At 54.5% G+C, this 21,799-nt stretch carries 13 protein-coding genes and 1 tRNA gene; 4 read left to right on the forward strand and 10 right to left on the reverse strand.

Annotated features, from left to right (window positions below; all coding sequences use genetic code 11):
• Positions 1 to 12: 12 nt before the first annotated feature.
• From secD to J7M22_14650, 6 genes are all read right to left on the reverse strand, one after another.
• Positions 13 to 1,932: a protein translocase subunit SecD gene (gene secD, locus J7M22_14625; protein ID MCD6507840.1), complete on the reverse strand. Its 1,920-nt coding sequence runs from the start codon at positions 1,930 to 1,932 to the stop codon at positions 13 to 15.
• Positions 1,925 to 2,608 carry a histidinol phosphate phosphatase domain-containing protein gene (locus tag J7M22_14630; protein MCD6507841.1) on the reverse strand — a complete coding sequence of 228 codons (684 nt, stop codon included), beginning with the start codon at positions 2,606 to 2,608 and terminating at the stop codon, positions 1,925 to 1,927. The genes secD and J7M22_14630 overlap by 8 nt, the downstream gene beginning before the upstream one ends.
• A gap of 44 nt (positions 2,609 to 2,652) precedes the next feature.
• Positions 2,653 to 2,726: transfer RNA gene (locus J7M22_14635), tRNA-Arg, on the reverse strand.
• Positions 2,727 to 2,767: 41 nt separating this feature from the next.
• Positions 2,768 to 3,283, reverse strand: coding sequence for an adenine phosphoribosyltransferase (locus tag J7M22_14640; GenBank protein MCD6507842.1), 516 nt, complete (start codon positions 3,281 to 3,283; stop codon positions 2,768 to 2,770).
• A gap of 71 nt (positions 3,284 to 3,354) precedes the next feature.
• Positions 3,355 to 5,817 (reverse strand): T9SS type A sorting domain-containing protein, encoded by a 2,463-nt coding sequence (locus J7M22_14645; GenBank protein MCD6507843.1) that lies wholly within the window; start codon positions 5,815 to 5,817, stop codon positions 3,355 to 3,357.
• A 256-nt stretch (positions 5,818 to 6,073) separates the two neighbouring features.
• On the reverse strand, positions 6,074 to 6,421 hold the full coding sequence (locus J7M22_14650; protein ID MCD6507844.1) for a hypothetical protein: 348 nt from the start codon (positions 6,419 to 6,421) through the stop codon (positions 6,074 to 6,076).
• Between the two features lie 254 nt (positions 6,422 to 6,675).
• On the opposite strand from J7M22_14650, the gene J7M22_14655 reads away from it, so the two are divergent.
• The 4 genes from J7M22_14655 (at position 6,676) to J7M22_14670 (ending at position 12,134) form a co-directional block, all read left to right on the forward strand.
• Complete coding sequence (locus J7M22_14655; protein MCD6507845.1) at positions 6,676 to 9,255, forward strand: hypothetical protein; 2,580 nt, start codon at positions 6,676 to 6,678, stop codon at positions 9,253 to 9,255.
• 215 nt (positions 9,256 to 9,470) lie between these two features.
• Positions 9,471 to 10,661 carry a Gfo/Idh/MocA family oxidoreductase gene (locus J7M22_14660; protein MCD6507846.1) on the forward strand — a complete coding sequence of 397 codons (1,191 nt, stop codon included), beginning with the start codon at positions 9,471 to 9,473 and terminating at the stop codon, positions 10,659 to 10,661.
• Between the two features lie 14 nt (positions 10,662 to 10,675).
• Entirely contained in the window at positions 10,676 to 11,431 is a 756-nt protein-coding gene (locus J7M22_14665; GenBank protein ID MCD6507847.1) for a PIG-L family deacetylase, read from the forward strand.
• A complete protein-coding gene (locus J7M22_14670) occupies positions 11,343 to 12,134 on the forward strand; it encodes a LamG domain-containing protein (protein ID MCD6507848.1) in 792 nt (263 codons plus the stop codon). The genes J7M22_14665 and J7M22_14670 overlap by 89 nt, the downstream gene beginning before the upstream one ends.
• A gap of 42 nt (positions 12,135 to 12,176) precedes the next feature.
• Here J7M22_14670 and J7M22_14675 read toward each other — a convergent pair whose 3' ends face one another.
• The 4 genes from J7M22_14675 to J7M22_14690 form a co-directional block, all read right to left on the reverse strand.
• A complete protein-coding gene (locus J7M22_14675) occupies positions 12,177 to 13,613 on the reverse strand; it encodes a hypothetical protein (protein ID MCD6507849.1) in 1,437 nt (478 codons plus the stop codon).
• Between the two features lie 14 nt (positions 13,614 to 13,627).
• A complete protein-coding gene (locus J7M22_14680; protein MCD6507850.1) occupies positions 13,628 to 14,632 on the reverse strand; it encodes a hypothetical protein in 1,005 nt (334 codons plus the stop codon).
• A 53-nt stretch (positions 14,633 to 14,685) separates the two neighbouring features.
• Entirely contained in the window at positions 14,686 to 20,718 is a 6,033-nt protein-coding gene (locus J7M22_14685) for a hypothetical protein (protein MCD6507851.1), read from the reverse strand.
• A 69-nt stretch (positions 20,719 to 20,787) separates the two neighbouring features.
• Positions 20,788 to 21,799: acyltransferase family protein (locus tag J7M22_14690; protein ID MCD6507852.1), on the reverse strand; the 1,012-nt coding region annotated here is incomplete at its 5' end.

Consider the following 21,799-nt stretch of genomic DNA (forward strand, 5'->3'; position numbering starts at 1 on the left):
TCCTCTCCTTCCTCAGATGCTTAATCTTTTAACCGTTCGACCGTGATAGATGATGTTGTAAACCTCCCTCGTCACGAACAGGGCGGTGAACATGCTCGCCAGGATTCCCAGGCTCAAGGTGACGGCGAATCCCTTGACCGGCCCCGTCCCGAACTGATAGAGCACGAGGGCGGTCAACAGCGTGGTGATATTGGCGTCGAGAATCGTCCACAGCGTCCTTTTATATCCGCTATCCACAGCTGATCGGATCGTCTTACCCGATCTTATCTCCTCCCTGATCCTCTCGAATATGAGCACGTTGGCATCCACCGCCATGCCTACCGTTAACACCAACCCGGCCAGTCCCGGCAACGTCAGAGTTGCCCCCAACCCCGCGAGAGCAGCTATAAGGATCACCATGTCCATCATAAGGGCGATAACCGCTATAACGCCGGAGACCCTGTAGTAGAAGATCATGAAAACTACCACCATCCCCATTCCGATCAAAGCTGCTTTGATGCCCCTGCTGATCGATTCCCTGCCCAGCGTCGGCCCGACGGTCCTCTCCTCACCTACCTTGACGCCAACGGGGAAGGCGCCCGCTCTGAGGATCCTGGCCAGGTCGGTCGCCTCCTGAGCGGTGAAATTCCCCTCTATCTGAGCGTTTCCGGAGATCTTCTCCCTGATTCTAGGGGCCGATTGAACCTTCCCGTCGAGGAGTATCGCCAGATGTTTGCCCACGTTGTCGCCGGTTATCTCGGCGAACCTCCTCGATCCTGCCGAATCAAAGGAGAGCGTAACGACATATCCGAAGCCCCGCTGTCTTACACCAGCCGATCTTATCCTCTCGCCGGTGAGCAACGTTTCCTTCTTCAGAACATACCAATCCCCTTCGGGGCTGTATCTTATCTCGGTGCCGTCGGGGATATTCTCAGGAGGGGGTGTATTGGCGTCTCCCATCCAGGGAGATCCGTTTCTGTCGGCCACCAGCTTGAACTCCAGCCTGCCCATCCGTTTGACGACGTTGAGCGCCTGGGATGAATCCTTAGCCCCTGGAAGCTGGACGATTATCCTGGGCTGATTCGGCACCTTTCTGATCGAGGGCTCGGCGACTCCGAAGGCGTCGATCCTGTTCCTCAGGACGTCCAGAACCCTATCGATGGCATCCTCACTATACTTCTTCAGCCCGTCCTGGCTCAATTTGACCAGGTACTTCACCTCGTTCTGCCCCTCGGATATCCTCCGAGGCGGGGCGAAGAACCTCTGCTCACCCAAGATCTTCTCCGCCTGTTTCAGATACTCCGTCCTTTCGGACGGACTTGAGCCGGGCGGTATCCTGATGTTGACCAGGAGAGCGTTCTGATCCTCACGAACCTCTATGGAGCTGGCCAATATCCTCTCGGAACGAAGCCGTTCCCTCAGTGCAAGGCTTCTCTCCTGAAGCAACGCCTTCTTTGACTCCTTCATATCGAGTTCTAACACGAGGTAAACCCCGCCCTTGAGATCCAACCCCAGGTTTAACCTCTTATCCGGTATGAGGGGTCTCAGGGATAGGGGGATCTTGCCGTAAAGCTGGAGCTTGGGCAGTATCCCCTCCATCTCCTTCTTCCCCTTACCCTTCACCCTGACGAACACCTCCCTCTTGGCCGTGGTCGAAAAGGAGATCTGGCTTTCAGGTATTCCAAGGGATTCGAGCCTGCTTTTGAGGATCGTCTGGATCTTATCCACAGCCTCGTATAGATCGACGCCCGCGGGAAGCTTCGCCTTTGAGAGGTCGAACCTTATGGCGCCGTCATCGGTGACCGTCGGCGGGGGGATCTCCCTCTGCATCCAGACCTCCAGGTACCCGTAGAGCGGGCCGTAGGTGCTGGATGGCGTTGGCAGGATATAGAGGATGGAGAAGATAAGGATGAGGATTATCAGGCTCACCTTCCACCAGTTTATCTTAAACATCCGCAAACTCCTCCCGAAATTTCGTTTTTCCCATCAACCTCATAGCTAAATTAAAGGCATCCTTGAATACCGATTCCACCTCCTCCTCCGAGAGACCGGCGGCGATACCGACCTTACGGGCGAAGTCAAGGGTTATCAGATCGGAGGGGGAATGCGAATCGGTATTTATCAGAAGCTTAGCGCCGTAGAGCCGGGCGAGCTTCGCCACATGACCGTTTGCAAGCGAATGGCCCTTACGCGAGGATATCTCCAGATAAACCCCCTTCTCAGCAGCAAGCTTCACGTCATCCGGTTCGATCAGCCCCGGATGGGCCAAAATGTCCACGCCCGCCTCTATCGCTGCTCTATTGGTACCCTTGGCTACCGGTTCAACCAATGTCTCACCATGAGCCACCACCAACTGGGCTCCCGTTCTCCTGATGTCCTCCACAAGGGAGGGGATCAGGGGAGGTGGCACATGTGTGATCTCAGCGCCGACCAAAACCCTGACCGATGTGACCGTATTGAGCTCAGCTGCACACCTTAACAAGCGGGGAATCACGAAGTCGAAGTTGGATCGATCGACATGATCCGTCAGAGCTATGAACCTATATCCTTTCTCCTCAGCCCTTCTGACCAATTCCGAGGGCAGGAGTTCTCCATCGCTGAATATGGTATGAGTATGGAAGTCTATCATACGAACACTCACAGAGGGGATGGGACGATGAATAAAAAGAAAAACGCGCCCGGAGGGACTCGAACCCCCGACCCAGAGTTTAGGAAACTCTTGCTCTATCCTGCTGAGCTACGGGCGCATATGCCGAAATAAACCTGTTTTAGTATATCATAAACCCTCCTAAAATGCAATCAGGGAGTAAACCTCATATCCCCTCAGCTTCTCCCTACCCCTCAGATCGGTCAGCTCCGCGAGGAAGGTTATCCCTACCACCTCTCCGCCGAGCTTCTCGACCAGTTGTGCGGTGGCCAAAGCCGTTCCACCTGTCGCTAGCACATCGTCGCAGATCAGCACCTTGCTGCCCCGCGGAAAGGCGTCCTGATGGATCGTCAGCACGTTCGATCCATACTCCAGATCGTAGGAGACCTCATAGGTTTTATAGGGAAGCTTGCCCTTCTTTCTGATCGGCACGAACCCGGCGTTCATCATATATGCCATCGCGCCGCCGAAGATGAACCCCCTGGCATCGACCGAGGCGATATACTGAACGCCCCTGTCCTTGAAGGGAGCAGCCATGGCCTGAATCGCCTCCCTGAAGACCTCGGGATCGCTGAGAAGCGGGGTTATATCCTTGAACTGTATCCCGGGCTTTGGGAAATCGGGTATGTTCCTTATGTATTTAGAGAAATCCCTCATCTATCTCCTCCTTGGTCTATTTCGTCGAGGAAATCGCAGCGCTTCCCCTCCTCTGACGTCACTTGAGGGCCCTATTTTATGGCGACCTTCGTCTTAAACTGAACGCCGCTTTCATCCTCGGCGAGGATGATATATACCCCCGGAGCCACCTGCTCCCCTACCTCATTTCTGCCGTCCCAGCTTGACATCCCGGCGAGCTTCTTCACCAGCCTGCCGGTGATGTCGTATATCCTGACCTTCGAGGGTCTAAAGCTGAAGCTCACCCTCTGCCCCTTGAGGGCCGGGTTGGGGGAGACGAAGAACCTCCGCGGTTGATCCTCCTCATATTCGTATATCGATCCGATCACCCATGCCGTCTCAACCCCCGGCAGGGAGAACTCATATCTTCCGGGTTTAGGATCATCCTCAAACCGTATCGTCCCATGCCATCTCCTATCTCCGTCCCGATCGAGTTTCACCTTCAGCCTTTGGCCCTGAGGCGTTTTACAGGTGAGCGCTGGGGTGTTCTCCAGACTCAGCGAGGAAGCCATGTTCACCGTCCAGAATCTCCTCGATAGCCTTTGAACGTCCAACAGGATGATCGGAGGGGCGGGCGGGCTGGGGGAGATCCATCTCTCGGAGATGGCCGGAACGCCCATAATGCCGTCTCCTCCTATCGGAACGACGGCGTATCTATACCTGGGGGAGCTCTGATCGGGGAAAGGGGATTTCAGATCCACATCCATGAATACGGTTCGATCCACGAAGCTCGTATCGGTAGGATATACCAGACCGACAAGGTCTACGTTGTCATCGGCGACGAGATCCCCGTTTCTGTCGAAAGCCCGATAGACCTCCTCCGCGCTGAATTCATCGTCACCTGAAGGCGCCCGCTTGCGAATTATCGCCACCTCCTCGATGCCCGATATATCTAGCAGTTGCCATGAGAGCTCAACAGCGCCGTTCTTCCCCTGTCGAACGATAGGCGGTGAGAGCTTGCCTGATGGTGGTTCCCCCGCATAGAGCGTCACATATTCGCCCGGACGTTCCAGATCGGGATCGAGGTTGATCAATATGACCGTAACTCCCCTCACATCCCCTCCGAATCCCTCCACCTTTATCTGCCCCTGTTGCGATCTGGGGAAGAGATATAGGTCGGTCACCTTCGTCGAGCCGTCTGATCTGTGTGTGATCATCTTAACCCCCCATCCGTATAACCCTTTGACTTTAAGCCTATCAAGCTCCTCCGGATCGGTTATATCTCTGGCATCAACTCTGATCCAGATCTCCCTGTGCTTGGAGTCGGGCATCAGCTCGATGTATCTGGCTCCCATATGTTCCGGCATCTCACCCTCTATGAGGCGGACTTGAGCCGGATATCTTCTTATGAAGTCCTGAGGGTGTATAGCCACAGGCGGGTATCTGCTGCCGTTTCGGTAATGTCGCCTGTCATCCCTCCTCCATGTGAAGTAGTTCCATACCGTGAACTCCTTGAAGAGATCGGCGAAGTTGATCCCCATTAAGTCCATAACCTCGACGAAATTGCCCATCCCCCTATACGTTCCCCATGTCGTGTCCTCGAAGATCCGTTTGACCACCTTGTATGTGAATTTTTCCGTCAGAAAGATCGTCCATATGACGTCTCCGTATTCGTGCCATCCGTCGAACCGATCCAGGGGCCAGTCCGGATGTGTGAACCAGTATCTCATCTGATCGGCATAGTAGTTCGCTCCGTCCGTCTCATCCGGCTCATCCGGATCGTCCAGATCATCTCCGTCATCGACCCTGCCGCCGTCATAGACAAACGACTCAACCCATGTCGAGCATGCCTCCATGAACCATCTGGGCATCTGGAGGTTATAGGCCATCTGAACCCCATGGAAGAACTCGTGAGCGGCTGTGGTCTGGAGATATCTGATCCCCTCGGATTTCCCGAAGAAGTTATATACTCGCGAGTTCATGGCGAAAAAGGGTATGGCCGTGGCGGCCGTCGAGATCACCCTGCCGTACCAGTCCGGCGATGTGAAGCCGAGCCATCCTCCGGCGAAGAGGTAGATATCATATCTGGCATCTCCGCCGTTATCCAGCACAAACAGATCGTCCAGGGGAGCTTTAAATTTCGCCAGCTCAACTTCGATGTGATATGCCCTTTCATATGCATCGGCGCAGATCTCGACATAATCCGGCACGCCGTTTTTGGGGTTGAGATCCTCAAGTGGGACGGCATCAGGTCCCGTTGTGGTGTAATGAAGTTTGAAATGAGGTGTCGTATAGGTCAACGGTAGAGGACCTTTTGCCCAATAGCTTCCCGGTGAGCCCGGCCGGCTGAAAAGCTCCCTGAACTCCTTCCTGATCGAGCTTGGAAGCTCGTTCCATCTCTGATAGAGGGTGAGTATATCCGATGAAAGGCACTTGACCGGCTCAGATCCGCCGGAGGGCAACCTGGAGGCGGTTCTGATCCTTTGGATCGCCATCTGAAGCGGCTCATCATCAGCAAATAAGGGCAAAGCGATGAGAAGCAGAAACGCCGAAAGTGAAACAGATCTCGATCTCACGCTATTCTCCTTAAACTTCTGGCATCCCCTCACTCCGAAACGATGGAGGCTCTAATATGAGGGGTCCGCCGCGCCCCGACGGAAAAATCGTGCGGCTCGCTAATAGTGTATAATACATCGGGATATATATCAACCCGGGGGTGTATAAGAAATCCGTCGGAGGATCAAGCAGCCAATATCGCCTCACCAGAAGGGATCTCACTCAGATACCTAGCCCTCAAGAACAACATCGCCTCAGCCCCTTCTCTATTCCATCTCATACCACATCCCTCTCTCTATTCCTCCGCTTCCGACAGGTAAGCCTCTCTCTGTAGAGGGCATAATTCATCCTATCCTTGTTGGTGGTGTAATACCTTATCAAATCTTGCAACGCCTTTCTCTTATGAAAGCTCCTCTGCTTCCGCTTCAGCTTCTGCAAGGAATCTATCACATCTTTCACCTTTCCATCCCAAAGGAGAGACTCCTTCTGCTTAACCCACCTCACATCCCAAAGATGCTCAACTGCATGTGCCCAGTCCAATATCTGCGTGCAATCCACAAACAGAGAAGCTATCCTCTCCCATATCCAGCTTGAGCCCCCCTTACCTACAAAATTTTCATACACCTCCGTAACTGCGAGGGCTTTTCAATGATTTGGTATAATCAGGCATGATAAAGGGCACACCCCTGTGCGTGCCCTCGAGTCCGGCAGACACGGGGCTTATCACTACAGCGCTGGCGAAAAGCGTTGAAAACCCCTCAGGATATATTCCTACTGTTGACTTGATTAGCTGCTGGACGTATAATTCTACCGGAGGCAATCTGAAGCTGTCTTGTGATATATCGTTCTCCGGTTCATAACGCCGAGGAGGAGCGTCCATGATCACGCTTCTTTTAACCACTTTGTTTCTCTCCTCCCAGACCTATCAGCGTCTGGAACCCGGTGTATGGTATCTCCGCATCACCAATCCGCCCGGAACGGGACATAAGCTGTGCGTGAGGGTTTATTTCAATCCCAATCGTCCGCCATGGTGGGGTGATGTACTTTACCTCGCTCGGGATGGCGAATACGGCGAGCCCCCTCCAAAGGGTAGATGGATAAATCCCGGGGAGAGGAGCGATTGGGTCGACCTCGGCCCTCATATGAGCAGATCGCCCCTTTTCAGCGGTTCGCCCTGTTATCTCTCTCCCGTGTTCTTAGGTGCTATGACGGCGCCCAGCTCAGATGTCCTTCATATCATCGTTGAAATCGCCAGAGGAGAGGATAAACGGCTCGCTCGCAGGATCGAGATTCAGGATCCCCATCCTACGTTTATCGGCTATTCGACATGGCTCGGCAGACCTCCGAAACTGCCCACGCTGGGCCTCTTGATCCCTGTCGATCCATCCATAAGTGAGAGGGTCTACACCCTTGAGGAAGCGGCGGAGCAACAGTTGAAATGGATCGAAAGTTACGGGGAACATCCGGGTATGCCTGAGAAAATCCATTTCATCTGTCATCAGGCACAGATAGCCTTTGAAAATCCGACCCGGCTACAGAGAATGCAGACGGAGATACTTAGACGACTCGGATACAATAATCTGACACAATACGCATCCGATAGGAGGGATATAGAGGCGATCGAGGCGCTTGGCGTCAAGCCGATCCCGGCTAAGATCGTGGGTAGAGGGGATTTAGCAAGGGTATCCGATGAGTTGAAACGCTCCGGCCTCTGGGATTACGTCAGGTTTGTCAATTTCGGGGACGAGATCGAGTTATCCCTCAGTATGTCACCCGAGGAGCAGGACGCGGCCTTCGTTTCCTACCTGAGGGAACGGAGCTTCGATCCGCTCGATTTCGTTCGACCGGAGGATGAGGAGGCTGCCAAAGCGGTGCCGCCTGAGGAGCGATGGAGGTTCGTACATCTGGGTGGGCCGCTCCCGCCCGAAAAGCCCAAGTTGTTTTATGAGGCAGCCGTGTTTCGATATCGGCTTTGGACGCGGGAGCTATCCAGGATAACCGAACAGGCCAGAAGATGTCTCCCTGCCGGGGTTCAAACGGGGGCCAACTACAGCCCGCATCTCTCAGTCTGGCCCGATGTGCGCAAGTGGATCGATATGTTCAGGGATGGCGGGATGACGATGCCGTGGTCAGAGGATTGGTGGTGGCAGGTGCCGGAACCTACACCTCAGAGCTACGGTTTTCTCCTCGACGCCCTGCGCCATGCTGCCGATTATTATAATTCGCCTTTCTGTTTCTACACCATTCCGGACCCCGGTGAGACGGCGGAACATTTCCTCAGGATGAACTATTTCGCTTTGGGACATCAGGCTAAGGTGATAGATCATTTTTGCATCTACCATCAGGCTTTCGGGACATGTGATTACATAGACTTCTACATGAGCAAAGATACCTTCCGAGCGATTCATCGTATAACGGGGGACGTGAAAAGGATTGATGAGAGGCTCTATCAAGCTCGCATGCGCCCGGCGGATGTCGCTATTCTGCTTTCCATCGCCTCGGACGTGTGGGATACGGAGGATCTGCTGGCCGATCCTCAGCAGAAACATGATGATCGCCTCTATTGGGCTCAATTGAACGTGGACAATCACGAGCGTAAGGCGATCTGGCTCGCCCTGCGCCACGCGCAATATCCCGTTGACCTGATAACGGATGAGGATATAGTCGACGGAATGCTCGACCGTTATAAGGTCCTCTATATGGTGGGCCAGGAGCTGTTGGAGGATGCGGTCCCCAATCTGGTGAGATGGGTGCAAAACGGCGGAGTTCTGGTCGCTGAGGGTGGAGGCGGCCTGCTGAACCAATACCGTTTGCCCATAAAGCGCATGTATGAGCTTTATGGGCTGAGGGAGGCGAGGCTGGAACGTCCTATACGCTCTATACGTCCTAAGTCCGACCTGCCGGGGATGAAACCGCTGGATACCATATATCTCAGCGGTGAGCTTTCCGAAACACTGGAGAGGTTGCCCGTTCTCTGTTATAAGCATATCCTCATCCCCTCGTCTGAGGCTCAGGTGGTCGGTAGGTATGACGATGGATCGGCCGCGTGTATAATACATCAGGTCGGGAAGGGACGGACGCTGTTGTTAGGAGGGTTGATGGGGCTCGCCTATCTTTGTCCCGCGATGATCAGGAGGGGAGGGGATCTGCCCGAGAATTTCCCGGAGGATGTGAGACGATTCATCACATGGCCTCTTCGGCGGGCGGACGTCCGGAGATATGTGGTAACTTCTGATCCGCTGGTGGAGGCCACGCTTCAGGAAGGCCCTTGTGGGCCGATCGTCACGCTTATCAGCTTCAGAAGTAAACCGGTGAGCGTGAGTGTAAGGCTGATCGGACTGCCTCAGGCGACCAGCGTTCTCAGCGTGCGTCGTGGCCCTCTGCCGATTCGGCGTAAGGAGGGCATCCCTGAGGTGGAGCTGGTCGTGGATCAGGGTGATTTTCTGGTGGTTGATTAGACGTCCAAAGTTCAACGGCCGACGTCCAACGTCGAAGCAAGGAACGAGGAAATGGGTGTGGCGTTTATCTATGAATGGGAAACCGGAGACGGGAGACCGGGAGAAAAGATGTAGTCCGGTCTCCTTGCAGCACTGGGAAATAAGCATTTCTACCCCTTCAAATCCTTGCTCCACTCTGCGATAATATGAGCGAAATAAAATATGGAGGTGAAACTATGGGAATCAGCTTGGGTTTAGTGGGACTCGGGGCTTTCGGCTCGGCCTTCGTAAGGCTTTTCAAGGCACATCCGCTCGTGGACAGGATAGGGCTTTGCGACCTCGAGCCGGATAGGGTTAGAAGGTTCGCCGAAGACCCATCTTTACAGGACAAATTCAATCCCTCGGATGCCTACTACTCTTTCGACGACATCCTTAAAGCCGATTTCGACGCCCTCGTCATTATCACACAGCCGTGGTTACATGCCGAGCAGGCGGTGAGGGCGATGGAGGCCGGCAAACATGTCTACAGCGCCGTTCCCGTCGTGATGTTGCCGGACGGTGATGAGATCCTCGACTGGTGCGATAAGATCATAGAGACATGCAGAAAAACGGGCATGCTCTATATGCTCGGCGAGACCACGTACTACAGACCACAAACCATGTATTGCCGTAGAAGAGCGGCGGAAGGGGCGTTCGGCGAGTTCGTCTTCGCCGAAGGCGAATACTTCCACGACATAGAACATGGGCTCAGAGAGGTCGCCCGAAGGAGGCTTTCGGGCAAGGCCGGCAGGGAGTGGCTTGAGAGGAGAAAGAGATATATGGAACGGGGCATAATCGGGGGGCCCATGCATTATCCCACCCATTCGGTCTCCGGACCGATGTCCGTCATGAAGGCGCACGCGAAGAAGGTGTGCGCATGGGGATGGAAGCCGGAAAGATATGAAGGATATATGTCCGATGAGGCAGCCTTCGCCGATGAGACTGCCCTCTTCTACATGAGCAACGGCGCTACCATGAGGATATGCGAGTATCGCAAGATCGGCCTTCCGGGCAGGGAGATGTTCAACATCTACGGGACAAAGGGATGTTTCTACGGGGCTGATCCAGGCTGGGGCGAGAACAAATGGTTCGACCTTCACGGATATACCGTCATCAGCGTGGAGGAGATGCGAGATCCGCTGCCTGAGGAGGTCGTGGAGGCGTTTCAGGAAGCAGGGGGAGGAAGGAGCATCTACGGCGGGCACGGCGGCTCACACGCCTATCTGGTGCATGAGTTCGTGGATGCCGTCGCTCATGAGCGGCTGCCAGCGGTCAACGCATGGGAGGCGGTCAGATATATGGCTGCGGGCGTCATGGCCCATAAATCCGCTCTGAGGGACGGTGAGGTGTTGGAGGTCCCCGACTGGGGAGATCCACCCGAAGATTGATCAAACGGTGGGTGATGGCGATGTCTGGGGGGAAGCTTAAGATTCTTGTCTGTGGAGCCCATCCGGACGATCCCGAGACAGGATGTGGCGGCACCATGGCCCTATACTCCGAGCAGGGCCATGAGGTCGTGGCAGTTTACCTCACAAGGGGCGAGGCCGGGATCGCCGGCAAATCCCATCAGGAGGCCTCCGAGATCCGAACGAGAGAGGCGTTGAAGGCCTGTGAGATATTGGGCTGCAGGGCGATCTTCGTCGGCCAGATCAACGGAAGCTGCGAGCTGAACTCCGATCGGTATGCCGAATTCCAGGCGATTATCGAGAGGGAAAATCCTGATGTCATCTTCACCCACTGGCCCATAGACACCCATAGGGATCACCGGATCTGTTCGCTCCTCACGTACGATGCCTGGTTGAGATCAGGTAAGAAGGCGGCCCTCTACTACTACGAGGTCATGACGGGAAGCCAAACCCAGAATTTCCATCCGACCGACTATGTGGATATAACGGAGGTGAGGGAGAAAAAACGTGCCGCCTGCCTCGCACACGTTAGCCAAGGGGTAGAGTCCTGGTATGACAGGTCTCACGGCAGGATGGAGGAGTTCAGGGGGATGGAGTGTGGCTGCAGATTCGCCGAGGCCTTCGTGAGGCACGTCCAGAGCCGTCAGGCGGTTTTGCCAAATTATGAGAAAAAAGGGGGTAGAAATGAGGATAATCCTATGTCTTACGTTGACAGCCCTCAGCCTGATGATCGTGGCGTCAGGCTGGGCTGAGATCGACCCGAAGACCATCGTGGGGCTTTGGCTCTTCGATGAGGGGGCGGGCAAGGAGGCCTTGGATAGCTCAGGCAATAAGCACGACGCTATCCTGAAGGACGGAGCGCCGAACTGGGTTAACGGGAAATACGGCAAGGCGTTTGAGTTCACGGGGGTGGAGTACTTCGAGATACAGAATTCGGCTGTGGAGCTCTCATTCGGCGGAACGAAACCTTTCTCCATCACCGCTTGGGTGAAGAGCCAGGGCGGGGGATATGTCGTCACCAAGTTCAACCGCCACATAATAGGCGAGTATATCCTATCCATCGAAGGTGGCGGCACTGTCACGTTCCACAGGGAAGTCGCACCATGGGGGTTAAGCGGCACGAAACCGGTGACGCCCGGCGAGTTCTCCCACGTCGCCATAACATATGATGGCGAGAAGATGAGGATATATGTTGACGGCGAGCTCGATGTCGAACAGAAACGAGACGCCCAGAATACAGATACCGTCACGCCCGTTCTCATCGGCGGTCGGTTTAAAGACGGCAAGCCCGATCCGGATAGCCGCTTCAGAGGCGCTCTGGACGAGGTGGCCATCTTCAACGTGGCCCTCAGCAAAGAGCAAATCAAGGAGGTTATGGGAGGGCTGGCACCCACAAAGGCGGTCTCCGTCTACGGCAAGCTGACCACCACATGGGGGCGGATTAAAGGGGATTAGAATTCAAGGGATGAAAGACAGGAGTCCGGAGTTTTCCCTCTTTCATCTCCTGTCTCTCATCCTTCGACCTGTCTCCCGCTTCCTGATGAAGACGGCGAAATCGTTCCTCTCCTTTATCCCTCTCTTCCAGTAGAGTTCCCCGGGGAAAAGGCCAACGAATTTGTATCCCTTCAGCTCTCTTAAATTTCCCGGCGGTCGGCCGATGATAATGAGATCCGGCCGATCACGCAGGATCCGATTCAGATCCTCGATCCTCCTGTTGTCCTTCGCCCAAAACCAGAAGGCAGGCTTTCGACCGCCGTTATGGTTGGCAAAGATGTTCTCCCTGAAATAGGGCAGGATCGATGTCGTCCAGAAAGAGGTCGCGTAGATCCTCTTTTTCTCCAGATGGTTTGACCTTATATACTTCACAACGGCCCTGCTAGCTGAGTAAGGGCCTCTGAAATCGGAGATCGAGACGGCCGCCGACCAGAAGATCTGAATCCCGATCACAGCGATCATAGAGGTGATGGTCAGTTTCTCAATGACATCCCTCAGCTTTTTCCGTTTCCCCTCCGTTTTTGCCTCACTCCCGAAGCTTATCCACATGGCGAAGACCCATATCAGGAAGATGATGCCCTGATGCCATGAGTTATAATATTTGGCCGAGAAGAGAGCCAGCACGACGAAGGTTGACACCAGGTATACCGACAGCGCTCCTTTAAGCCAGAACCAGATCAGAGAGATCAGCAGAATGGGAATCGAGAGGTATCCGATCTCGGTCGTAGACTCATTTAACACCGTCCTGCTTAACCTGAGGAAGCGGCCTATCCCGAGGTGGTATCCCCTTGCAAAGGAGGAATCCTCGGGTTGCCAGAGCTGGACGACTATAAGCCCGATAAGGATCGCGAAGGCCACATATGCTTTCACCTGTTTCATCACGAGCTCGCGGTCTAACTCCGATCTCGCTCTGATCAGATCCACGGCATGTAACAGCATCAACGCTACAGCTACCAGCATCGTGTATACGCTGGTGTAAGCGAGCAGAGAGAGGAGAAGGGTGTAACGATATATCTTGGCCGTCTTATCCCTATAAGCGATCGCCGTAAGGAAGAACAACGTTGGGAGAAGCACATAGCTCCTGGCGATAACGGCATACTGATAGAAGATGAAATAGGTGAACGGGAGGGTAAATCTGATGGATTTCGGGAAGGGAGCGTAGCGGAGGAATATGTAGACCCCTAAGGTGGCGATCAAACCGGATAAAAGGCTGATCGAGCGGTATGGAAGCAGCTTGCTAAAAGGGGTTAGGATCAGATACCATAGCCCGGGATGGCCTTCATAGCGCAATCTTTTAAAGAGAAGATCAAACGGGTTGGAATCCCTGGCCAAAAGCCACGCCTGCGCCTCATCGGCCCACGGTTCATGCTTGACGATCACGATGGAGATCGAGATAATGTAGATCAGGAGAACCAGATAGGAAGGATCGAACTTTTTCATTCTTTCCTCGGCCGCTAATCCATCACCCGCCCGTCGATCACCTGCTGCACGTTCCACTCGCGGGCCAATCGGACGGCATCCCTTGTGATTCCCCTGCCGGCTACCACAGGAATCACCGTGTGAAGTCCAAGCTTCCTCAGGGATTCCGCCCTTCTCACTGCTCTCTCCACATCGTAGGTTCCCACACCCCAGGAGACCTCCACCGCCAGATACACCTCCGCCCCGTCATCCCATCTTCTCCCTCGGATCACGGCATCTATTTGGAGCAGGTCTTCGGCTTCCTCTCTGGAGAGGATTCCTCCTTCCACCCCCTCATCTACCAGGACTGCCAGATCGTCTTCCGAGAGGGTATGAGCCCTTCTTATGAGCCGTCCGAAATAGGCGCCCGCTTTCCTTCTGTATTGCTCTTCCAAGACGATCCCCTTGAGCTCCCCCACGTCTTTCTCCAATTTCACGTGGGCTTCTGCGAGGATATCCACTCTCGCTATCAGCGCTCTCAGGTTCTCCTCAGTTTTCCTCTGTGCCTCTACCAGGGCATCCACACGAGCGGCAAGGCTCTCTAGTCTCTCCTCAGTTCTCCTCTGCGCCTCCGCCAGGGCATCCACGCGGGCGGTTAAGTTCTCCAGCCTCTCCGTCAGAGAATCTACGCGGGCAGTCAGGCTATCCATACGAGCGGTTAAGTTCTCCAACCTCTCCGTCAGGGCATCCACGCGGGCGGTCAAGCTCTCCAGTTTCTCTGCCAGAGCATCCACGCGTACGGTCAGGTTATCCACATGTGCAGCAAGGCTCTCCAGTCTCTCCTCAGTTCTCCTCTGCGCCTCCGCCAGGGCATCCACGCGGGCGGTTAAGTTCTCCAGCCTCTCCTCGGTTCTTCTCTGCGCCTCCGTGAGTTCGCGGACCATCTCCGGAAGTTTCAAGAGCTCATCGGTCAGAACTAAACGGCGCAGCTCATCCCTCCATTCGGGTTTTTCCTCCAGGATTTTCACAAAGTCATGAAACTCCCTTATCGTGAACGCCATCGTTCCACCTCCGGTAGGCAGGATATTTTACCATAAAACGGGATAGCCCGCAATTATCTGAATTCGCCCCTTGCCATCAGGGCTCCGAGGATGGAGATATAATCGCGCCCCTCCTCAACCCTGTCGTTGTTGTAGACGATGCTCAGATGCAGGTTCATCCTGATCCGGGAGCTCAAGTTATAATCGGCGTAGAGGGATGTCTCATACCGCTCGCCTTTGTCCTCCCGGTTAAGCCCCAGGGTTCTGCGCGTTATGACGGTTGCGAAGGTGTTGCGGAGGTTGAAGTCGTGATTGAGGCTGATATCCCTATTCAAAAGCGGCAGCGTCAGACTTCCTTCGAGGTGGAGCTTATAGCTGACGTTGAAGTTCGGCTTGATGATGAGCGCCTTGCCTTTGATCCCGCTCCGTTCGCTTTCCTTGAACGTAAGCATCACGCCTAAGGCCGTACTCGTTCCCCTTCCCCATCTCTGCTGCCAGGCGAGCGATGGGCTGTGGCCGCGGCTGAAGTAGATCCTCGCCCTCGATGTGCTTCTGGAGTTGGTGGAGTAGGCATATTTGAGCTGAAGGGTGGAGGTGTTGGCCGAGTTGAACAGCTTCAGGTCGGCATCATATGAGCTTGAATCATCCTTCGATGTCGTGCCGGCCGTTTTGGAGAAGATGTGATATCTGGAGTAATCGAACCCGATCGACGCCCAGGTGAGCGGATCGACTGAGCTGCGGAAGGAGATCCGCGTCCTGCGGGTCGACCGGCTTCTTTCGGGAGCGTCTTCGGGGAGTCTCAGCACATCTAACATATCAGTGCCCTCTTTGAGTTTCCGGAGGTAATCCGTGGTCGAGAAGCTCACCCCGCCGCCGAGCGTCGTTGTGGTGATTATCTGCTCGAAGAGGCTCTTTGTGGGCTTAACCCCCATTCTCTCCCTCTCTTTGAGCTTTCGCTCTATCTTCGCCCTCTCCCTGTCTATCCAATCTCCTCTCTGCTCCTCCATCCTCTCCAGCTGATCGGGGGTAACCCCGTAGTACTCCAGCCTCCTTCTCTCCCTTTCCTCTATATCCTCCTGGCTTTGGGGGATCTGGGTGGAGATCTCACCCCCGCTTCCCGAGAGGGATTGAACGGGTTTCTTCTCGAACTTGAACCATTTCTGCGGCCGGATATCCAGGCGGAAGTCCGAATCGATATCCAGGGAGGCATCCTTATTTCCGCCGAACCACGTCTCGCGAAAGCTGAGCCTCGATCCCAGCGAGGGTCTTATGCCGAGGAAATCCCTCAACGTCGGTCTGAGCGAGAACCTCTGACTACGTGAGGCCAAGACATATCTGCCGGTTCTCCTCACGCTTTCAGAGCCGGAGGCAATACCTGTTTTAGGCGTCTCCTCCCGATACTCCAGCTCCCGCACGACGTCATAGCTCGGATTCAGCCCGAAGCCCTGTATCGGATTTATCCTGAGTGAAACAGCACCGCTATCGACCTTCTCCTTCCCCCTGCCCCCATAATATCCGCCGTAATAGGAGGACGGATAATATCCCCTGCCTGTGTCCTCGGTTTTGACGGCAGTCTCCGGCTTGACGTCTGCCTCCTCGTGTCTGTACTCCACATCCACGCCCAGCTTGCCCTTTAGGTCATATGAAAAGGAGCTCATATACAACGTGCTCAGATCGGTACCGCGTCTCTCGTTCCAGAGGCTCTGCTTGTCCACCGAAAATCCAAGGGATGGGAAGGGCGGTCGCCTGATCTGTAACGAGAGGTTACGGCTCGTCCCCCTGTTTTTGCCGTAGGTATAGCTGCTGATCGTGCCTCGACGTGCTTCGGTCTCCGACTCGTTATATCTCATGGTATACCTTATCGGCAGCCAATCGAAGATACGAAGCTCGGAGTTGAAGTTATAGTCATAGGTGCTCGTGCTATACCCGGATCTGTAGCTGCTATAGTAGGATCCGTACGTCTCCGCCTGTCCGGCTGAGCTTTCGAACTGTTTGTCCTGTCTAGCATATCCCCCGCGTATGCTCAGCCTCTGGCCGAGCATCAAGGCGAAATCCCCACGCCTCGCCCATCCGGCGCGTATGGTGGGTTCCGCGAGATGTATGTCGTTAACCCAGACCTCCCCCTCTATCGGCTCGCCTTTGTCGTTCCTTATACCCAGAAGTATTCCGCCTATGTTCGCTATGGACGGGTTGCCGTGAACCTGGAGGCCATCCGGATGACCGTCCCTATCCTTATCCCTCAGGTCTATATCCACCTTCTTCCATCCGACGAAATCCACCGGCATGGTGAACTCATAGTAATCCTGAGTCCCCTGTTTGAAGATGTTCACCGGTTCAGGGGGTTTGGGCCTTTCATATCCCCCGTATCCGCCATATCTATAGCTGGAGTAATAATATCCGCCTGTTCTGAGAGCGGTTCCCAAGCGCATGACGAAGGTTCCGCCTTTCCCATCCCCGTGTATCCAGAACGAGAGCCTATCGTACTTCGAGAAATCCTGTCCATCGCCCGGCCGCTGTCCGCGCAGCGGCTTAGATGTGACACCCATTGAGTTCGGATCCAGTTTATAGTTCAACGTCAGCGATTGTTCCCTGGGCTGTGATTCAAAGAATCCGAAGCCGGTCTGTACCATAGGGTGAAGCTTCCTGAACTCCCTGTTCCCCTCCAGCTCCTTGTAGGCCGTGAAGTAATCGTCATAGTCGAAGTTATCCTTAGCCCCTACCAAGAACCTCTCATCCGTCTCCGTTTTAACTGTGCCGGTCTGATCGATCACCACCCCTCGTTCCCATTTGTTTCCGACGATCTCCATCCCGCTCCACAGCAGCTTCCCCTTAGCCGTCGCACCGCTCTTCTCTATCCAGAGTCTGACATGCTTTATGTATCCCCAGCTTGGAGGTCTGCCCCATGCCTTGGCCTCCGAAAGGGGGATGCTGAGAAATCGCCATCCACTGTTCCTGTTCTCCTTCTTGAGCCACTCCTTGGGGATGGAATCGAGCGGGATGCTGATCTCGAAGTAGGAGTCGATCGTATCCAGCACCATGTCCCCGTTGAGGTCCTCGGTGTCGAGGACGGAATTGCCCGCTCCTATCTGATACTCCACCCCGCCATAGTTGTAGATCCAACCCGTATCCTCGCCCGACTCCAGGATACCGTTGCCCTTGTACTTCTGGTTCTCGGGCAGATCCTCGAGGGAGAGATCGAGGATGTCCACCTTCCCATCGCCGTTCGTATCCTGCAGATCCTCGGGGAGATCCTCGCTGTCGAGCCTGTTATCCTCATCTGAATCCTCGCTGACCACGCCGATGTCCACATGTAGGATGATATCATCATCGCCCTCGACCTTCACCCACATGTTGAGGAAGTCCCTGTCCGAAAGATCGATGCTCTCCTCGGAAAGCGACCTCGACAGCCCCGCCCAGCTTTTGGTGGCGTTCATATCATACCCGATCTCCATCACAGTCTCCTCCTCGGTCGATCGGGCGAGCGGATTGATGACCGAAGAGGGTAGCCGTCGGTTCCTATAGTAATTCCCCTCCACCTCCTCCTCGTCCTTCCTGGCCATTCTCAAAAGCACCCGTCCGAAGAGATCGACGTTCGGATCAAGCGGTTTGCTGGACTGTTTCCAGTCGAACTTGAAAGGGCTGATGGTCGTGGATTCCCTGACACCCTCCATCCCATCCACGAGGGCATATCCGAAGCTGTTGGGATTGTTCCGGCTGTACGCTGCCTCGCCGCTGAAATCTACGGATAAAGGAAGCTTATCTACGGAGATAAGCGGCAGCGGATCGATCAGCCGGGCGAGATTGAAGGTATGACCCAAAGAGGTGTTCACATCGAAGGCTTGAACTCGATTGGGAGCGCCGTTCACATCGGGCACCAGCATTCCACCTCCGCCAGCGTTGTAGATATATCCGGCCGATATGTGGAATCCCTTCTTAAAGGTTGGGGTGAAAGTGGGGCCAAAGGTGCCGTAACTCCGTCTTCGGGAATATCCTCCGTAATAGCTTCCACCGAAGCTGCTGTAACCGCCATAGCCGCCGAATCCCCCGAAGCTGCTATATCCACCGCTATAACTGCTATAACCGCTGTAGCCCCCACCATATCCTCTCAGACCTCCTCCCATCGGTAGGGTCTGAGAGGATGGAAGTGACAGTTTTGTCTCTTCGGTTCCCTTGGGTTCATATGAGTATTCGGCCCATACCCCGGCGACTGACTGCTGCATCGACCCGCCGAAGGGGGCGTATTCATACTCGACCTCTATCTCGTCATACTCGTCCAGCTTCCTGAAGAAGGTTATCGTGCCGGTCTCATATATCATCATGTAATCCACATCTCGCCGTAATTTCTGACCGTTAACCCTTACCACCTCGCTTCCAGGGATGATGTTGAGCCTATTTAAGCTATATGTATCGAAACGGTAGGAATACTCGGCGTGGATGGTGTACATCTGATCGGTATACCGCGGGTTGTCCGAATAGAGGGCCTCGTTGTTGAGTTGATCCCTGTATTTGTAGTAGGGGCTTTTGGGGTCTTCTATCATGAACGGATGAGGAGAGGGAAAACGCAGAAGTCCCTTCTCGAAATCGATGAACTCCGGATCGACCATCCCATCACCATCCTGATCCAGGCCGAAGATCTGAATGTAGGGCACCGGTCCCTTATCGGTCTGGAAGACGTCCGTTCCTCCCTCGCGCCAGATGGTGATCTCATAGTCGCGGGGGCTTATGTTTCGGTTGCCGAGGCTATATACGTTTCTCAGCTCCGCCCCGGGCCTATCGGTTTCCTTGATCACCACATATCCGACCTTATCGCCCGGCTCATCTATCACGCCGTCCCCATCGTCATCCTCGAAGACATGGCCGGGGTTTCCCATCTTCCCTCCGCCTTCTCCGAGGTATTCGTAAGCGGCCACGATCCTATATTTGGGCGAGATCGGCTTTAGGAACTCTATCTCGCCCGTGTCGTAGTTGATGTTATAATCCTCGCCCGGATACTGTAGGTCGAAATATCCCTGAGCGGTTTTAACGCCCCCGACGTTGTTGGTCCCATCGCCGTCATCTATGTAGATCTCCTCACTGCCGGGTTTGATAGGGAGCAGAGACCGGCGGATCATGCCGTCTGAATCGACGTTCAGGGCGTAGTATCTGCCTTTGATATAATTCGTATCCGCTATCCTCATGCCCATTCCGCCGCCGGCGCGCTGCGACTCGCCCCTGGATCTCCATTTGCCTTTGAGCCCCTTACTGCGCGATCCGAAGGCGGTGAGCTTGATCCCCTTGAGCTCGGCCAGAAGCTGGACTCCGAATAGGTTTCTGGTGAGGTTTAGAAACCTGACGTTAGGGAGGTCAAGTGTCAGATCGCCGAAGGCCGCCTTCTTGATGATGCTGTTCTCCCCACCCTCATACCAGACGGCGATCTTCTGTTGCTTGTTGCTTATCCCGCTGTAATAATCCGATCCGGTATCGCTGTAATCCACCGAGACATGGGTGTGCTCGCCTATCCTACCGTGCAGTCCCACCTCCAGAGCCTGCTCGATGTTCAGTCCCGTGGCTCTCGGCCCCCGGTATCCGTAACCACCATAGCCGCCGTAAGATCCATATCCGCCGAAGCTGCCGAAATCCCCCATGCCTCCCATACCGTAGTCGAAGGAGCTATATCCTCCGTAATAGCCATAGTCATAATCACCACCCAGATCGAATCCGCTGAAACCTGACGTGAAGCTTCTATACCCTCCACCGCCGTAGTAGCGGCTGATATCCGATCGACCGAAATAGTGGGTGTAGTTATATTCGAGCGTGATGGACTTATAGCCGTTTATCTGGAGGTTGGAGTTGAGCGGCAGCTCTATCCCGGGCTCCTCCGATCGGACCTTAAGGCGTCGTTTTCTGAACGATCTTACATCCATCGGCTTCGTTCCGGACCAATTGGCGATGACCTCCGCGAGCATATCGGCCTTGTCAGGAGGTTCCTTCTCTTCCTTCTCGGCCGGAGCCCAGTCGTCGTTACGGTTATGATCTTCACTCCCCGACGGAACCCACGGATCATCAGCATATAGGACAACCGGCAAGAACGACGCCAGGATGATCGCTATGAGGAAAACTCTGATCAATTGCCAACCCCTTCCGTTAGATTTGGCTTTTTAAGTGCAAAGAGTTAACGGAAGAGGCCAAATTGCAGTTTACCTCCGTTTCGGCAGCGGCCGCAGTCCGAAGAGAAATCTGGTGACGTTCGTCCGCCTGACACAAAGATCATAAATCAGAATCGTTCCCACCGATGTGGATACGACGATCGAGAGCGCCCGTATCAACAGGGGAACCTCCCATCCGCGTGTGTAGTAGCCAAGTGCGAGTATCAGCGGCTGATGGATGATGTAAAACGGATAGAAGGCCTCCCTCATATATCTGAGGAACCGATTCTCGAAATTCAACAGTTTCCTGCCCAAACCCAGGATCAGAAGGAGCCAAAGCCAGGAGCTAAAACCTCGCAATGCCACCGCGACCAGTTGTCCAAATCCGCTCCCGTACCCTGGTTTCAAGGGCCCTCTACCTGGAGCGAAGACCATAGGTATCACGTTCAGGATCACCAGGATAATACCTGAGATCTTCCAATGCCCTTCGATCGCTTTCCATAACCGCTCGTCTGAGCTGATCAGATAGCCGTAGATGAAGCATGTGATATACTGAAAGCTGCGCGATAGATCATTGACGATGTTCCAAGCCATTCCACCGCGTATCACGGTGAGGATAGCCGTCCCGATCGCCAATGGAATTCCAAGTGTGAGGATCATCCCCGGCCTTTCAAGGATATCGGCCAGACTGATCGCCAGACGACGCCCGCTATCGCCCTCAAAATAGACGAACAACGGTAAACAGAGAAGGGAAAAGACAAACAGGTAGTAGACGAACCAAAGGTTGCCGAGAAAAAAGGTCCCGTTCATCCAAAGCAGCTTGAAGTAGTCCTTCAGGAAAAAGGTGAGGATATTGTGATAGTGGCTCTCCTCAACCATAGGACCCAGCGGTGGGAAACGCCAGTAGAAATGGTGCACGGGAATGATCACGAACAGGCAGAAGAGAAGAGGCACGAGAAGCCGTTTCAAACGGTTAAGCACATACCCCCATACCGATCGGAACCGCAGCGCGTAATAGGTGGCTGCGCCTGAGATGAGGAACATGATATGCATGTGCCAGGGG

Source organism: Candidatus Poribacteria bacterium, from assembly GCA_021162805.1.
GTDB lineage: Bacteria > Poribacteria > WGA-4E > B28-G17 > B28-G17 > JAGGXZ01.

Excerpts from the sequence above, each read along its gene's own strand:
- J7M22_14665 (MCD6507847.1), top strand. The coding sequence starts at position 10,676 with ATGGCGATGTCTGGGGGGAAGCTTAAGATTCTTGTCTGTGGAGCCCAT.
- J7M22_14660 (MCD6507846.1), top strand. The coding sequence starts at position 9,471 with ATGGGAATCAGCTTGGGTTTAGTGGGACTCGGGGCTTTCGGCTCGGCC.
- secD (MCD6507840.1), bottom strand. The coding sequence starts at position 1,932 with ATGTTTAAGATAAACTGGTGGAAGGTGAGCCTGATAATCCTCATCCTT.
- J7M22_14640 (MCD6507842.1), bottom strand. The coding sequence starts at position 3,283 with ATGAGGGATTTCTCTAAATACATAAGGAACATACCCGATTTCCCAAAG.
- J7M22_14655 (MCD6507845.1), top strand. The coding sequence starts at position 6,676 with ATGATCACGCTTCTTTTAACCACTTTGTTTCTCTCCTCCCAGACCTAT.
- J7M22_14675 (MCD6507849.1), bottom strand. The coding sequence starts at position 13,613 with ATGAAAAAGTTCGATCCTTCCTATCTGGTTCTCCTGATCTACATTATC.
- J7M22_14670 (MCD6507848.1), top strand. The coding sequence starts at position 11,343 with ATGAGAAAAAAGGGGGTAGAAATGAGGATAATCCTATGTCTTACGTTG.
- J7M22_14630 (MCD6507841.1), bottom strand. The coding sequence starts at position 2,608 with ATGATAGACTTCCATACTCATACCATATTCAGCGATGGAGAACTCCTG.
- J7M22_14680 (MCD6507850.1), bottom strand. The coding sequence starts at position 14,632 with ATGGCGTTCACGATAAGGGAGTTTCATGACTTTGTGAAAATCCTGGAG.